The organism is Streptococcus sp. HMSC072D03 (assembly GCF_001812855.1).
Lineage (GTDB): Bacteria > Bacillota > Bacilli > Lactobacillales > Streptococcaceae > Streptococcus > Streptococcus salivarius_D.
Map to the genome: position 1 here is coordinate 38,066 of NZ_KV810668.1, position 16,759 is coordinate 54,824.

Consider the following 16,759-nt stretch of genomic DNA (forward strand, 5'->3'; position numbering starts at 1 on the left):
CTAACATGTTTTGCTAGAAAATGGAATTATCTGATTTCCATTTTTGGAAATTCTCTGTAAAATCTTTGAGGACCTCTGGGTTTTGCAAATCACTAAGTGGATAAACGAAGGTCTCAGGAGCATTTTCAGTTTGTTTTTTAAGCACAAAGATAGACTTCATATTATGTTTATTGCCAAAAGCTGCTTCTGGAAGAGTGATAACGGCAATAATATCAGCATAGCCTGATAGCCATTTCTTAAGCAAATCACTTTGTGGGCTTGTCAAAAGATTAGTTGGTGCCAAAAGAATAGCAATACCATCTTTCTTCAAGTACTTGAGTGATTGCTCCATGAGAAGGTGATGGGCATAGGTGTGTTCACCAGTTGCTGCAACCTTGAAACGACTCGCAATCTCATCATTAGGGTAGTAACCAACAGGTAGGTCACTGATAATAACATCACTCTCTTTGAGAATATGTGGTCGAACAGCATCTTCTTGGATGTAAACTGCACTCGAATTCACCACATCAGCAATACTAGCTGACAAATCGATAAGGAGATCGTCAACTTCCATTCCCATATAATTAAGGTTTTTCTGACTATTATTTAGAAGAGTTTCAGCCAAGTTTCCTGTCCCCGAACCAATCTCCAAAACATCTAATTGGTCGTCCTTGGTCAAACCTTCAAGTAGGTAAAGAATGATAAATCCAATAGCATCAGGTGTAAATTGGTGATTGGCTTGTAAGGCTTCCAATTGCCCTAGCTTGATAAACAAGAACTGAAAAGCACGACGCCACTCCTCTTTGCTTAGATTAAGGGCACGTAATTTCTCGTTGTTTTTGATGATGACTTCATTAGCTACCTCAGCCCCCAAATAATAGGAATTTTGCTCAATAAGGGCATCGTAAGCATGGGTTCCAAGATCATTTTCAATGGTTTGGACATTTTCTAACAACAGCTCAAAGGCTGTCTCAATTGCTTCAAAATTCATGATTTCCTCCGTCCTTCTATCATATCAAAAAGGAAAGAGAATTTCTATTTCTGCTCCTGCTTCTTCACATAACGATAGGTCTTGATTTGACCTTTACTGGCAACTCTAACAATCACTTGTTTGTCCTTAACCTCGTAAGTCGTAGTTCCCTGAGAAAAACTAAAAGCACCTGCTTCCTTGTCTACCAAGTCCATGGTCATCTCTGCCATGAGTCGACTTTGACTGGAGATCATTTGCGCTTGGTTCTGTCTAGAGCTAGCAACCACCCGCTCCAGATAAACATGCAGAAGAAGTGTGAAAATGCCAGCCATAAAAAGAGAGTAGAGAAGAACGCCTCCCCTAACCTGTTTTTTCAAAAGCATAAACAAAACTCCTTTGTAGCCCATTTTTAAGCGTCACTTGGATGGTGACTATCTGTTTATTTTGGCTAATTGTACTAGCTTTTACATTAAAAAGCATTGGTTGGTAGCCTCGACCGTCAGCATTTGTTTTTCGAAAATCAGTAGCACTTGATAGTCCAAAAGCTAAGTCTTGATTATCCTGCTTGACATAGAGTTTGTTCCCCTCTACCTTTACCAACTGACAACCTTCTAATTCTGCCTCCATTTGTTGAACAAATAGAAGCCAGTCTTGGCTTTCTTGTTGCTTGACCTGCTTAACATTGCTCACCAATACTGTGGTCAGACCTTGATAAACTTGAACTGAACCAGCAATCACCAACAAGGCCACTAGACATTCCAAGAGGGTAAAGGCGCGAACCTTACTATTGAGAGACATGAATAATCTCCTTTCCTGATTCGTAAACCGCGATACCTTGCTTGCTACGTTTTACTGTCACTGTGATGCCATTTAAGGTCAACTGATCCTGTTTGGTCTGAACTGCCATGGTTGCCACACTCAAAACCTCCTGTTGGTGGAGATTCCTAGCCATTAGCCTACGATTGGTATTGATCTGATCCAAGATAAGACCACTGACGAGTACTAAGACAGCCATTGCTACCAAGCTTTCGATAAGAATATAGCCTCTAAGAGACCGTCTTTTTATATTTACCGCTGCCCATGTTAAGCTGATAGGTCACCACCTCCTTATCACTTGAAAAACGAATCTTTGTGAGGCTAGAGTTGCCTCCTTTGGCATCAAACACTAGCGTCTGCCCCTTATCCAGATGAATATTTTTAGGAATCACCAGACTGGATTTTCCGTTACTGATTTTATCCTTGGACAACTGCAATTCCACATTGGACCCTTCCGCCGCTGCCAAGCGCTGACTATCTCGGTATAGGTACTCAAAGCGCAGATAAAAAAGGTTCGTTTCAACCTGTTGAAAAATACCAGTGACTGAGCCTGACAAACTTAGAGTGAGAAAGGCAACCACTGCTAGAGTCACCAGACTCTCCAACAAGGTAAAGGCTCTAATTGGCCACTGAGCGGCTTTCGCCACCATGTTTCGCATAATAATCATTGTATGAATCTGCCTGTTTTTGCGTGATTTGACCTTCTGAAACAAGAGCAGCTAAGCTAGCTGTCTTATTATTCTTCATTTCATAAAGTTCTGCTTGAGAATCCACGACCTTGACCACAGCCGCATTTCCAGTCTCTTTAACAGAATCCTTCTGCTTGCTCAAGTTAGGTACAAAGAGCAAAAGGAGAATACTGATAATGAGAAGCACGACCAGCATTTCAATCAACGTAAAAGCACGTAATTTAACGGCATTCAATTTTTTCAACATCATTTTCATGACATCATTCCTTCCATATTTTGATACATTGGTAATAGCATGGCTGCATAGATCATTACAATCACGACAGCAACAATAACAAAAATGAGGGGTTGCACAAAGGTTGTTGCCTTATTAAGACGGTTAAAGAAAGCCTGCCAAACCTCTTCAGCATAGACTTCTAACTCATAGCCCAACCTAGCATTAGCCTCTCCATAAGCAATAATTAAGGATAGTTCCTTAGTGAAGAAAGGGTGACTGGCAATACGGTCAGGAAAACTCTGTCCTAGCATCAAGGCTTCTTCTAAATCAGCCCCCAGCTCACGAAAGAGCTTTGATTTTTGCTCTTTCATTAGAGCAACTAAGTCTAGTAAGTCAATACCTTGCCCTAAGAGATTTCCCCATTCCCTAGCATAATAGGCGGTCGTATATAGCCTGACAGTTTGGCCTATGAAAGGGATTTTTGCCATTCGTCGATAAAAGACAAGTGCTGGCTGGCGTTTCACCCATAGATAGAGAATTAAGCTTAATACAAGCAGTCCGCACAAAGTCACAAAAAAGAGCTGGGGAAAAATTTGAACCAACTGTACAGCCCAATTCTCCTTACCATCCCCCTCTAACAGTTGAGGCAGAAGATAATTTTTGAGCCCCAACATAATCAGAACTAGGAAACCCAGAAGTAGAATAGGGTAGGTCGCTACCTCCATGAGTTTCTTACGAACCTTAGTCATTCGAAGCATGTAGGTTTCAATCTTGGTTAAACTCCCTAGAAGATTACCGTGCTTATCAGCAAGGGCAATCTGAGTAACAATATTGTCCGAAAAGCCCACTGCCGCAAACATCTGGTCCAACCTATCGCCTCGCATTAAACTCGCTTTCATAAGAGACAAGGACGATTCTTTCAACAGGTGACTTCGCTCCAAAAAGGCTACGATTTCAGTCAAGGTAAACCCTGCCTTTAAAAGTTGTTTGAAAAGCTGGATAACCTTGAGTTGCTGATTAATCTTTAATTTTTTCCCCTTGGATATCCCCTTCAGTGAGATATCCTTGTTCAACCAAGCCTTCCAACTGCTGGTTCCAGCTGGTTGACGAATGGCTTTGGAAATTTTCACTGGCAAAATCAATCACACCTCCTCCCTTAATCAGACGCATGTAGGCAATCCCTTGAAGGGCATTATCCAACTCGGACTTATCTACACCAAGGTCCAGAAGACGCTCATAAACACCTGACACACTCTTTGCGTGAATAGTTGAAAGAACAGTCACTCCCGTTAGACTAGCTCTAATAACCGCTCGAGCAGTCTCCTTATCTCGAATTTCTCCAATAATCAAAACATCCGGGCGGTGACGCAGTGATAGCTTAATCAAATTATCATAGGTCATGTCAATTGCTTGATTCACCTGTAGTTGCAAAACATTATCCTGTTTAATTTCCACAGGATCCTCAATCGAAATCACCTGCTGCCCCTTAAATCGCTCCTGAACCAACTCATGCATAAGCGTAGTCTTTCCAGAACCAACGGGACCTGCAAAGAGATATAAGCCACGATAATCCAAAGCATCCATAATAGGCTGGATTCCTTGATTCCAGTACACTAATTCTCGACGTTCAGAATGTAGAACACGAATAACTAAACTTTCTAAGCCACGATAATCCCCAACGGTAGACAAACGCAGAGAAACCCTTTGACCATCACCACAATCATAGTCACAGGAACCTAGTTGACTCCTACGCTTCTCACCCACCATCATTCCCGCCACAAATTTAAAGTGACCAATAAGACTAGCCATGAAATCAGGCCGATATACATCAATTAATCTCCTCTCCTGGCCAACTCGCATATAGAGCTCGTAATTATCCTGACGTGGAATGACGTAGATGTCTTGAGCCCCACAACTATCAGCATTTTTGATCATTTCCTTAGCAAATTCTGTTACCATAAGGACCTCCTCATAGACCTATTCGTAAAAAGTTTAAGAAAATGAAAAAAAGCTCGAAAATTTCGAGCTTCTGCATTATTTAACGTTTAATTTTACAGTGGGCATGATTTGGAAGGTCATTTCGCTTTTCATATCCCGGACGGTATTTTTCCTCAGGAATTTCCTGCCAATCATCCAAAAGAGCAATCGATTGATAGACCTGCAGGTATTCGTCACACTCCTCACACCAGTGCTTATCCTCTTGATTCCAAAAAGCAGTCATGACACTACTACGGCTGATATAACTTGGAAAGGTTTCCTCCATCGCAAACCAAAGTTTTTTATAGTACTTGAGGGCATCGTAAAAATTTTCAAATTCCTTAGTACTGATGATATCCTCTTGCCAGCCTTCTAGGAACCACCACGGTTCCAAATCCCCTTTCATTTCAACTACTTGGTACATTTTTCTTTCTCACTTCATCTTTGGTGTTCTTATTATACAAAATTTTCTGGAAAAGATAAAAAAAATGGTCTTATATTTTATATTTATCAAAAATAGAAGAGATTCTAGTCATATAAATACGAAAAGAACCCACAATTCATTGTGAGTTCTTTTGCTTTCGTTTTAGTCTTCAGATGATTCCACAATTGCTTCATCAACAGCAATGTTTTCAATAACTTCAACTTCGTTAACTGAAAGTGGTTCAATGTTACGGTAACGGGCCATACCTGTACCAGCAGGGATAGTCTTACCAATGATAACATTTTCTTTAAGACCAAGGAGATGGTCTTTCTTACCACGGATAGCTGCATCTGTAAGGACACGTGTTGTTTCTTGGAAGGAAGCCGCTGACAAGAATGAATTTGTTTCAAGTGAGGCTTTCGTAATACCAAGAAGAACTGGACGAGATGTTGCAGGAACACCACCAGAGATAACAATATCCTTGTTAGCATCTGTGAAGTCAGAAATGTCCATAAGTGTACCTGGAAGGAGATCTGTATCACCTGGATCCATAACACGTACTTTACGAAGCATTTGACGAACCATTACTTCGACGTGTTTGTCACCGATTTCTACCCCTTGGCTACGGTAAACTTTTTGTACTTCTGCAAGAAGATAAGTTTCAACTGACAAGGTATCACGTACTTCAAGGAGACGTTTAGGTTGGATTGAACCTTCTGTCAAGGCCGCACCACGGTGTACTTCGTCACCCACTTCAACTTTCATACGAGCTGTAAATGGAACAACGTATTCACCCATTCCAGTCTTACCTTGAACGAAGACTTTCTTAGTACGTGTTGCAGCATCTTCTTCAATTTCAATAACAGTACCCTTAACTTCAGTGATAACCGCTTCCCCTTTAGGGTTACGTGCTTCAAAGATTTCCTGGATACGTGGAAGACCCTGTGTGATATCGGTGTTTGAGGCTACCCCACCGGTGTGGAAGGTACGCATAGTAAGCTGTGTACCAGGTTCCCCGATAGATTGAGCGGCGATAGTACCAACTGCTTCACCAACTTCAACCGCATCACCTGTTGCCAAGTTGATACCGTAACAGTGACGGCAAACACCGTGACGTGTGTTACATGTAAAGACTGAACGGATAGTTACTTCTTCAACACCAGCATTGACAATAGCAGCAGCCATGTCTTCAGTAATCAAAGTATCTGGACCTACGATTACTTCACCTGTTGTAGGATTCTTAACTGATTTCTTAGTGTAACGACCTTGAAGACGTTCTTCAAGTGTTTCCGTAACTTCTTTACCATCAGTAATCGCACGGATGAGAAGACCACGGTCTGTTCCACAGTCGTCTTCACGGATGATAACATCTTGGGCAACGTCAACCAAACGACGAGTAAGGTAACCTGAATCGGCTGTCTTAAGGGCCGTATCGGTCATACCTTTACGCGCACCGTGAGTAGAGAAGAACATTTCCAAAACGCTCAAACCTTCACGGAAGTTTGAAAGGATAGGCAATTCCATGATACGTCCGTTAGGAGCGGCCATCAAACCACGCATACCGGCAAGTTGAGAGAAGTTAGAGATGTTACCACGAGCTCCTGAGTCCATCATCATAACGATTGGGTTCTTAGGATCTTGTGTCTCAATCAGACGTTTTTCAAGTGCTTCTTTCGCTTCACGCCATGTTGTTGTAACAGCAACATAACGGTCATCATCTGTCATCAAACCACGACGGAAGGCCTTGTTAATTTCTTCAACACGGTGGTGAGCAGCATCGATAATTTCTTGTTTGTTATCGATAACTGGGATATCGGCGATACCCACTGTCAAACCAGCAAGTGTTGAGTGGTAATAACCAAGGTCTTTCAAACGGTCAAGGAAGGCTGATGTTTCAGTCGTACGGAGACGTTTGAAGGTTTCAGCGATGATGTTACCAAGATTTTTCTTCTTGAATGGTGCATTAATATCCAAACTATCAATAACTGTTTGGATATCTTGACCTGGTTCAAGGAAGTATTTATCTGGTGTACTATCTGTCAAGTTCTCATTTGTTGTTTCTTGAAGATATGGAATTTCTGCTGGGATGATTGAGTTAAAGAGAATCTTACCAACAGTTGTAACCAAAATCTTGTGAAGTTGGTTTTCTTTCCAAGGTTTATCAGGCATGCTGTCTACTGCAATACCTACACGGCTATGCAAGTGAACATAACCATTACGATAAGCCATAACTGCCTCATCAATATCCTTGAAGACCATACCTTCACCCTCACGGCCTTCTTCTTCCATAGTCAAGTAGTAGTTACCAAGAACCATATCCTGAGATGGCGTTACGACCGGTTTACCGTCTTTAGGGTTAAGGATGTGTTCAGCCGCAAGAAGGAGCAAACGTGCTTCAGCTTGAGCTTCTTCAGACAATGGAACGTGGATGGCCATTTGGTCACCGTCAAAGTCGGCATTGTAGGCCTCACATACCAATGGGTGAAGACGAAGAGCCTTACCATCAATCAAGACTGGTTCAAAGGCCTGGATACCCAAACGGTGGAGGGTAGGTGCGCGGTTAAGAAGTACTGGGTGTTCCTTGATAACATCTTCAAGAATATCCCAAATACGTTCATCACCACGTTCAACCATACGTTTAGCGGCTTTCACGTTACCTGCGTATTCACGCGCAACGATTTCACGCATCACAAATGGTTTGAAAAGTTCGATGGCCATCAAACGTGGCACACCACATTGGTACATTTTAAGTGTTGGACCAACGGCGATAACGGAACGTCCAGAGAAGTCAACACGTTTACCAAGCAAGTTTTGACGGAAACGACCTTGTTTACCTTTAAGCATGTGGCTCAAAGATTTAAGTGGACGACTACCTGGTCCAGTAATTGGACGACCACGACGTCCATTATCGATAAGGGCATCTACCGCTTCTTGCAACATACGTTTTTCGTTTTGCACGATGATACCTGGGGCATTCAATTCAAGCAAACGAGCCAAACGGTTGTTACGGTTGATAACACGACGATAAAGATCGTTCAAGTCAGATGCCGCAAAACGTCCACCATCCAATTGAACCATTGGACGAAGGTCTGGTGGCAATACTGGCAAAATGTTAAGAACCATCCATTCTGGTTTGTTACCAGACTTATAGAAGGCATCAAGAACGTCCAAACGACGAACAGCTTTAACACGTTTTTGACCAGTCGCGGTCTTCAACTCTTCTTTGAGTTCAGCAATTTCAGTTTCCAAATCTACTTGTTTCAAGAGATCTTGAATAGCTTCTGCACCCATTTTAGCGACAAATGAACCATGTCCATACTCTTGCAATTTTTCACGATATTCACGTTCTGTCAAGAGAGATTTTGGTTCAAGTGGTGTTTCCTTTGGATCAATAACCACGTAAGCTGCGAAGTAGATAACTTCTTCAAGCGCACGAGGACTCATGTCCAAAGTCAATCCCATACGAGAAGGGATTCCCTTGAAGTACCAGATGTGTGATACTGGTGCCTTCAACTCGATGTGACCCATACGTTCACGACGAACCTTAGCACGTGTTACTTCAACACCACAGCGGTCACAAACGATACCTTTATAACGGATACGTTTGTATTTCCCACACGCACATTCCCAGTCTTTAGTAGGACCAAAGATTACTTCGTCGAAGAGACCTTCGCGTTCTGGTTTGAGCGTACGGTAGTTGATTGTTTCAGGTTTCTTAACTTCACCATAAGACCATGAACGGACCTTAGTTGGTGAAGCTAGTGTGATTTGCATACTTTTAAATCGATTTACGTCAACCACTAGTATTACCTTTCTTTTGTTCTATTGACAATAGCAGCGCTATTCTCACCTTTATCAGCTACCTTAGCAGAGAGAGTGGACTCCCTCCCTAAAGCTTATTTATTCTGTTTTATCTGAAGCTTCTTCTTTAGCTTTTTCTAATTCAGCAGCTTCTTTGGCTTGTTGTACACGTGCTTTTTCAAGATCATCGACGTGCATGACATCGTCGTCTTCACCTTCATCAAGATCACGCAATTCTACTTCGTGGTCATCCTCATCAAGGACACGCATATCAAGACCAAGTGATTGCAATTCTTTAACGAGTACTCGGAATGATTCTGGTACACCTGGTTTTGGAATTGGTTTACCTTTAGTGATAGCTTCATAGGCTTTCAAACGTCCGTTAACGTCATCTGACTTGTAAGTCAAGATTTCTTGAAGGATATTTGATGCACCATAAGCTTCAAGGGCCCAAACCTCCATCTCACCGAAACGTTGTCCACCAAATTGTGCTTTACCACCAAGAGGTTGTTGGGTAACAAGTGAGTAAGGACCTACTGAACGAGCGTGAAGTTTATCATCAACCATGTGGTGAAGTTTGATCATGTACATGACACCGACTGACACACGATTATCAAATGGTTCACCTGTACGGCCATCGTAAAGGATTGTCTTAGCATCACTATCCATACCTGCTTCACGAACAGTATCCCAGAGGTCTTCTGAGCTTGCCCCGTCAAAGACTGGTGTTGCGATGTGAATACCCAAGTTACGAGCAGCCATACCAAGGTGAAGTTCCATAACCTGACCGATGTTCATACGTGATGGCACCCCAAGAGGGTTCAACATGATATCAACTGGTGTACCGTCTGGAAGGTAAGGCATGTCTTCAACAGGAACAATACGAGAAACAACCCCTTTGTTACCGTGACGACCGGCCATCTTATCTCCGACCTTGATCTTACGTTTTTGAGCGATGTAAACACGAACAAGCATGTTAACACCTGATTGCAATTCATCACCGTTTGCACGTGTGAAGATTTTAACATCACGAACGACACCATCACCACCGTGAGGTACACGGAGTGATGTATCACGTACTTCACGAGATTTATCACCAAAGATAGCGTGGAGAAGACGTTCTTCAGCAGAAAGGTCTTTTTCACCCTTAGGTGTTACCTTACCAACAAGAATGTCGCCTTCTTTAACCTCAGCACCGATACGGATAATACCCATTTCGTCAAGGTCTTTGAGGGCTTCTTCACCAACGTTTGGCAATTCACGTGTGATTTCTTCAGGCCCAAGCTTTGTATCACGTGTTTCTGATTCGAATTCTTCCAAGTGAACAGATGTATAAACGTCATCTTTCACAAGACGCTCACTCATGATAACGGCATCCTCGAAGTTGTAACCTTCCCATGTCATGTATGCGACAATAGGGTTTGACCGAGGGCCATTTCTCCACCTTCCATAGATGGACCGTCAGCGATAAAATCACCTTTTTCAACAATATCGCCAACCTTAACCAAAGTACGTTGGTTATAGGCAGTACCTGAGTTTGAACGACGGAATTTTTGAATAGTATAAACATCAAGAGAACCATCTTCACGACGAACTTCAACTTTATCAGCATCAGAGTAGACAACTTTACCGTCGTGTTGAGCAATAACTGCAGCTCCTGAATCGTGGGCAGCTTGATATTCCATACCAGTACCAACATAAGGTGCTTTAGGATCAATCAAAGGCACAGCCTGACGTTGCATGTTGGCACCCATGAGGGCACGGTTAGAGTCATCGTTTTCCAAGAAAGGAATACATGCTGTCGCAACGGCAACTACCTGTTTAGGAGAAACATCCACGAAATCTACAAGGTGTGATGGGTACTCTTGGTTATTACCTTGATGACGCCCCATAACGATCTCTTCTGCAAATGTTCCATCTTCGTTCAATTTAGAGTTAGCCTGAGCAACTGTGTACTCATCTTCTTCGTCGGCAGTCAACCAAACTACTTCGTTGGTTACTTTACCAGTTGCACGGTCAACCTTACGATATGGTGTTTGAATGAAACCATACTTGTTAAGGTGTCCGTATGAAGACAAGTTATTGATCAAACCGATGTTAGGTCCTTCAGGTGTTTCAATTGGACACATACGACCGTAGTGCGTGTAGTGCACGTCACGAACTTCATATCCGGCACGGTCACGTGTCAAACCACCAGGTCCCAAGGCTGACAAACGACGTTTGTGTGACAACTCTGACAATGGGTTGTGTTGGTCCATGAACTGTGACAACTGTGAAGAACCAAAGAATTCTTTAACAGCTGCAGTTACAGGGCGAATATTGATGATTTGTTGTGGTGTCAAGACTTCGTTATCTTGAACTGACATACGCTCACGTACGTTACGTTCCATACGAGCCAAACCAATACGGAATTGGTTAGCAAGCAATTCACCAACAGCACGGATACGACGGTTACCAAGGTGGTCGATATCGTCTACTTTACCGATACCTTCAGCAAGGTTGAGGAAGTAGCTCATTTCAGCCAAGATATCCGCTGTTGTCAAAGCACGAACTTTGTCATCTGGGTTGGCATTACCAACAATTGTAACCACACGGTCTGGATCATTTGGTGCAACAACCTTGAATTTTTGAAGAACAACAGGTTCTGTAACCACCGCATAATCGTTTGGTGTGTATACAAGTTTGTTCAAATCACCATCCAAGTATTCTGCGATTGAATCAATCACATCACGTGTCATTTCAGTACCAGCTTCAACAAGGATTTCACCTGTTTCAGGATCTACCAAGTTTTCAGCAATTGTTTGTCCCAAAAGACGTGTCTTGATGTTAAGTTTTTTGTTGACTTTGTAACGGCCAACAGCAGCTAAGTCATAACGACGTGGATCAAAGAAACGAGCTACAAGCAAGCTACGTGAGCTATCGGCAGTTTTTGGTTCACCTGGACGAAGACGTTCATAAATTTCTTTAAGCGCTTCATCAGTACGTGAATCTGCTGGGTTTTTGTGGATATCTTTTTCAATGGTGTTACGAACCAACTCGCTATCACCAAAGATATCAACAATTTCGTCATCACCTGAGAATCCAAGCGCACGCACAAGCGTTGTGAATGGAATCTTACGTGTACGGTCGATACGAGTGTAGGCGATGTCTTTTGAATCTGTTTCGAGCTCAAGCCATGCCCCACGGTTAGGGATAACTGTTGATCCATAACCCACTTTGCCGTTTTTATCAACCTTATCGTTAAAGTAAACACCAGGTGAGCGCACCAACTGAGAAACAATAATACGTTCACCACCATTGATGATGAAAGTACCCATCTCAGTCATAATAGGGAAATCTCCGAAGAAGACTTCCTGAGTTTTGATTTCACCAGTTTCTTTGTTAATAAGACGGAAAGTCACAAAGATAGGTGCTGAGTATGATGCATCGTGGATACGAGCTTCTTCAAGTGTATACTTAGGCTCTTTCAATTCGTAACCAACGAATTCCAATTCCATAGTGTCTGTGAAGTTTGAGATAGGAAGTACATCCTCAAAAACCTCTTTAAGACCAGTATCCAAGAATTCTTTGAATGAATCCGTTTGGATTTCAATCAAGTTTGGTAAATCAAGAACTTCTTTGATTCTTGAAAAACTACGACGGGTACGATGTTTCCCGTATTGAACGTCATGTCCTGCCAAGTCTTCTACTCCTTTTCTACATTCGAGACCTGCTTTGCAAGTCGTGCACTTTAAATATTTGTCTTCTGCCTTTTTCAGTTGCTTGTCCCATTGACAAGTGATTAAACACTAAGATCCACTTAACTGATTAATGATAAGCGAAAACTTAATCTGTGAATTTTTAGAACCTTTAAATATGCGTTACAACACTTGGAAATCCTAAAAATAAGCACAAAAATAGCAGCTAAATCTGACCGAAAAAACGTTGATTTAACTGCTGTATCTCTTGATTGGACAATATTTCAACCAAGTAAGACGACAAATAGTTGTCTATATTATACCTAATTTTTTACTTTTTTGCAAGTTTTCTTGGCAATTCCTAATGCCCTCCAAGAATGCTAGACCAGGCTTTTTGATAGTCACTGTCGGTTCCACCAATAGCAAACTTGTAAGTCGTATCTCCAGGTCCATTTTTAGCCCAGTAAGTATCAACCATTTCACCACTTACAGAAACATTACGACCATTGACAGACACTGTTGCTGGTTTAAGACCTGTTGATTTGAGCACACTTGCCTTAATGGCACTTGAATCGATATTAAACTTATCTCCCGTTTTGAAAATAGCTGGATTAGCATTATAGATAGCGGAAGTCAAACGAGCCATATATTGGGAATTATATATGTAACCCGTTTTAGAATTGGTTGGTGTATTATTATCATATCCGGCCCAACCACCAAGAGTAATACCAGGCGTTGACACAATCAGCCAAGCATCCGCAAAGTTATCTGTCGTTCCTGTTTTACCCATCCAGTCCGCTGAGGCTGCTGCACCATTGACATTTTTCAATTCAGAATGAAATTGCGTCGTCGCTCCCTTAACTACCACTTCTTTGAGTAAGTTATCCATGATACTAGCCGTAGCTCTTGAAAAGACTTGAACCCCTTCAGATTTATGCTGATAGATGACTTCGCCAGTCCGGTCAGTAATACTATCAATCATATGGCCCTTCTCATAGACGCCACCATTGGAAAGCATTTGATAGGCATTTACTTGCTGGGCAACCGTGGTTTCAATTCCCCCGCCAAGAGGTAAACTCTCGATATTGTAGTTAGCAATCTTATAACCCATCTTGGTCATATAACCCTCAACATCAACATCATGACGTTGAAGCATTTGGTAAGTCCAAAAGGCTGGAATGTTCCATGAGGTATTGAGTGCCTCTTGTAGGTTCATCATAGCTGTACCTTTATCACCATCATGGAGAATAGGCATTCCACCCGTAAAATTAGTTGGGTAGTTAGAAAGGATACTTGAGCTACCCATCAAACCTTGATCAATAGCAATTCCATAAGCGATAATAGGCTTAATAGATGAGCCTGGGGAGCGTGCCGTATCAAAGGCATGGTTATTTTGGTTATTTTCGTAACTACGACCACCAACAAATCCTAGAATTGCTCCGGTCGCATTATCCATGAGCACATTTCCGACTTCAACTCCACTATTACCTCCTTGGTCAAGGAGGCCACCATATTGACTCGCAGCATCTTGCATCGCATTATAAACTGCATTGTCAATAGTTGTCTTAACGCTGTAGCCACCGGTTTGGAGCTCTTGAAGGGCTCTCTCACGATAGCTTTCCTTTGTCTTATCATTTTTCAAATCTTGACTCGATACCTTGTCACGTTTAACGAGGTAATCATACATGACATCCTGAGCCTCAGACATGACAGAATAGTACAAATAGTCATGACTTACAGCATCAGACTTCTCACCAGCCTTGAAATCTTTAGTGATATCATAACTCTTATAGCTTTCGTACTGCGACTTATCAAGATAGCCGCCACGATAAAGATTGTAGAGTACATCTTGTTGACGTGCCAAGCCATAAGCAAGATCCTCTGCGTTTTTTAATTGACCGTCAGCTGTATAAGGTGAGTAGACAATTGGGCTCTGTGGTAAACCTGCCAGATAGGCAGCCTGAGGAACTGTCAAATCCGCTGCAGATACGCCAAAGATACCTTGAGCAGCCTCCTCAATACCAGCAATATTTTTCCCCTTGTTATTACGTCCAAAAGGAGAAACATTCAGATAATCGGTTAAAATTTCATTTTTAGAAACACGACGCTCCAATTGTAAGGCATAGATAATCTCTGCCGCCTTACGTTTAAAGGTTGGCGCATCCCCTGTTACCTGTTGCTTGATTAACTGCTGCGTTAGCGTCGAACCTCCACTTGAAGAGCCAACTCCCAAAACTGATGACACCAAAGCCCTAAATACTGCCTTTGGCACAACACCCTTATGCTTCTTAAAATTTTCATCCTCAGTCGCAATGATGGCATTCTTGACATTGTTAGAAATCGCATCACTCTCAATAGGTGTTCTCAGCAAGTCAGTGTCGATATCCGCAATCTTCTTAGAATCGGAATAGCTCATAGAAGATACCAAACTAACCTCACTAATCTGATTCAACAAGGTTTTGTCCTTAATCGACGGAACAGACTCAATTTGACTCCCCAAATAACCCAAACCAATTCCTGCACCGAACAAGGTAAGGACGATAATAACCACATAAAAGAAATCAGACAAAAGCTTTAAGGTTTTTAAGAAAACATCACCCATGTCTAAGAGTGTCATCCGGTCCTCAGGCGACTTTCTCCCTTGCTTACGATTCCACTTAGAATCAGTTGTAGCTTTCCTTTCATTAAAAGATTTATCCCCTCTTTTAGACCCAGAACCAGCAAACTTTGTGCGAATAGCCTGCCCTAGTCGTCTAAAATAATTTATTATTTTTTCAAAATTCATAGAAATACCTCAAAGCCTATTATAACAAACTTTGACAAAGCTTGCATAGGCCTACTTTCTTTTGGTATAATGGTGCAGAATATACTTTACTGGAGAATATCATGACAATTTTTGAAGAACTAAAAGCACGTGGCTTGATTTTTCAAACCACAGATGAAGAAGCCCTTGTAAAAGCCTTTGAAGAGGGACCAGTCTCATACTACACTGGTTATGACCCAACAGCAGACAGTCTCCACCTTGGACACCTTGTAGCTATCCTTACAAGTCGCCGACTTCAATTGGCTGGGCACAAACCTTACGCCCTCGTTGGTGGTGCAACAGGTTTGATTGGTGACCCATCATTTAAAGATGCTGAACGTAGCCTCCAAACAAAAGAAACCGTTGAAGGTTGGGTTGAAAAAATCCAAGGTCAGCTCTCTCGTTTCCTCGATTTTGAAAATGGTGACAACAAAGCCGTTATGGTCAATAACTATGATTGGTTTGGTTCAGTCAGCTTCATCGATTTCTTGCGTGACGTGGGTAAATACTTCACAGTTAACTACATGATGAGTAAGGAATCTGTTAAGAAACGTATCGAAACAGGTATCTCTTACACTGAGTTTGCCTACCAAATCATGCAAGGTTACGATTTCTATGAACTCAACGATAAGTACGGCGTAACCCTCCAAATTGGTGGTTCTGACCAATGGGGTAACATGACCGCAGGTACTGAGCTCTTGCGTCGTAAAGCAGATAAATCTGGACACGTTATTACAGTTCCACTTATCACAGATTCAACTGGTAAAAAATTCGGTAAATCTGAAGGTAACGCTGTCTGGCTTGATGCTACTAAAACAACACCTTACGAAATGTACCAATTCTGGCTCAACGTTATGGATGATGATGCTGTTCGCTTCTTGAAGATTTTCACTTTCTTGTCACTTGAAGAAATCGAAGAAATCGGTAAAGAATTTGACCAAGCTCGTCACCAACGTTTAGCACAAAAGGTTTTGGCTCGCGAAGTTGTTACTTTGGTTCACGGTAAAGAAGCCTACGAACAAGCTGTTCACATCACTGAACAACTCTTCGCTGGTAACCTTAAAGCTCTCTCAGCACGTGACCTTAAAGTTGCCCTTAACGGTGTCCCAACTTATGAGATCTCAGCAGATGAAAATCTGAACATCGTTGAACTTCTCGTCAATGCTAAGATTTCACCTTCTAAACGCCAAGCACGTGAAGATGTCCAAAACGGTGCTATCTACATCAATGGTGAACGTGTACAAGACTTGAATTACACCCTCTCAGATGCAGATAAAATTGATAATGAAATTACTGTTATCCGTCGTGGTAAGAAGAAAAACTTTGTCTTGACTTACTAATTTTATGGCTATTCTCACTCCTTAATGGAGTGAGTTTTTTTTTACCTTGAATTGTCAAATTAAGTG

12 protein-coding genes and 1 pseudogene are annotated in these 16,759 nt (G+C 41.9%); 1 reads left to right on the forward strand and 12 read right to left on the reverse strand.

Annotation, left to right across the window (positions count from 1 at the left end):
- Window positions 1-13: 13 nt before the first annotated feature.
- From HMPREF2877_RS06350 to pbp1b, 12 genes and pseudogenes are all read right to left on the reverse strand, one after another.
- Window positions 14-970, reverse strand: a complete 957-nt coding sequence (locus tag HMPREF2877_RS06350) for a class I SAM-dependent methyltransferase (RefSeq protein WP_014632544.1) — start codon at window positions 968-970, stop codon at window positions 14-16.
- 44 nt (window positions 971-1,014) lie between these two features.
- Entirely contained in the window at window positions 1,015-1,332 is a 318-nt protein-coding gene (comGG, locus tag HMPREF2877_RS06355) for a competence type IV pilus minor pilin ComGG (protein ID WP_045001363.1), read from the reverse strand.
- Window positions 1,310-1,747: a competence type IV pilus minor pilin ComGF gene (comGF, locus tag HMPREF2877_RS06360; RefSeq protein ID WP_014632542.1), complete on the reverse strand. Its 438-nt coding sequence runs from the start codon at window positions 1,745-1,747 to the stop codon at window positions 1,310-1,312. Before comGF ends, comGG begins: the two co-directional genes overlap by 23 nt.
- Window positions 1,734-1,964, reverse strand: a complete 231-nt coding sequence (gene comGE / locus HMPREF2877_RS06365; RefSeq protein ID WP_013991265.1) for a competence type IV pilus minor pilin ComGE — start codon at window positions 1,962-1,964, stop codon at window positions 1,734-1,736. Before comGE ends, comGF begins: the two co-directional genes overlap by 14 nt.
- 31 nt (window positions 1,965-1,995) lie before the next feature.
- The gene (gene comGD / locus HMPREF2877_RS06370; RefSeq protein ID WP_014632541.1) at window positions 1,996-2,424 is read right to left on the reverse strand and encodes a competence type IV pilus minor pilin ComGD; all 429 of its coding nucleotides are present in this window, start codon (window positions 2,422-2,424) and stop codon (window positions 1,996-1,998) included.
- Window positions 2,384-2,698, reverse strand: a complete 315-nt coding sequence (gene comGC, locus HMPREF2877_RS06375; protein ID WP_037611125.1) for a competence type IV pilus major pilin ComGC — start codon at window positions 2,696-2,698, stop codon at window positions 2,384-2,386. Before comGC ends, comGD begins: the two co-directional genes overlap by 41 nt.
- An 8-nt stretch (window positions 2,699-2,706) precedes the next feature.
- Window positions 2,707-3,807 (reverse strand): competence type IV pilus assembly protein ComGB, encoded by a 1,101-nt coding sequence (comGB, locus tag HMPREF2877_RS06380; RefSeq protein WP_141751051.1) that lies wholly within the window; start codon window positions 3,805-3,807, stop codon window positions 2,707-2,709.
- Window positions 3,689-4,630: a competence type IV pilus ATPase ComGA gene (gene comGA / locus HMPREF2877_RS06385; RefSeq protein WP_070579224.1), complete on the reverse strand. Its 942-nt coding sequence runs from the start codon at window positions 4,628-4,630 to the stop codon at window positions 3,689-3,691. Before comGA ends, comGB begins: the two co-directional genes overlap by 119 nt.
- A 79-nt stretch (window positions 4,631-4,709) precedes the next feature.
- Window positions 4,710-5,072 carry a DUF1033 family protein gene (locus HMPREF2877_RS06390; RefSeq protein ID WP_064520915.1) on the reverse strand — a complete coding sequence of 121 codons (363 nt, stop codon included), beginning with the start codon at window positions 5,070-5,072 and terminating at the stop codon, window positions 4,710-4,712.
- A 162-nt stretch (window positions 5,073-5,234) separates the two neighbouring features.
- A complete protein-coding gene (rpoC, locus tag HMPREF2877_RS06395; protein ID WP_070579227.1) occupies window positions 5,235-8,873 on the reverse strand; it encodes a DNA-directed RNA polymerase subunit beta' in 3,639 nt (1,212 codons plus the stop codon).
- Between the two features lie 99 nt (window positions 8,874-8,972).
- Window positions 8,973-12,553, reverse strand: a pseudogene (gene rpoB / locus HMPREF2877_RS06400) (DNA-directed RNA polymerase subunit beta).
- A gap of 358 nt (window positions 12,554-12,911) precedes the next feature.
- Complete coding sequence (pbp1b, locus tag HMPREF2877_RS06405) at window positions 12,912-15,335, reverse strand: penicillin-binding protein PBP1B (RefSeq protein ID WP_070579230.1); 2,424 nt, start codon at window positions 15,333-15,335, stop codon at window positions 12,912-12,914.
- Between the two features lie 101 nt (window positions 15,336-15,436).
- On the opposite strand from pbp1b, the gene tyrS reads away from it, so the two are divergent.
- Window positions 15,437-16,693: a tyrosine--tRNA ligase gene (gene tyrS / locus HMPREF2877_RS06410; protein WP_049527761.1), complete on the forward strand. Its 1,257-nt coding sequence runs from the start codon at window positions 15,437-15,439 to the stop codon at window positions 16,691-16,693.
- The last annotated feature ends 66 nt before the right edge of the window (window positions 16,694-16,759 follow it).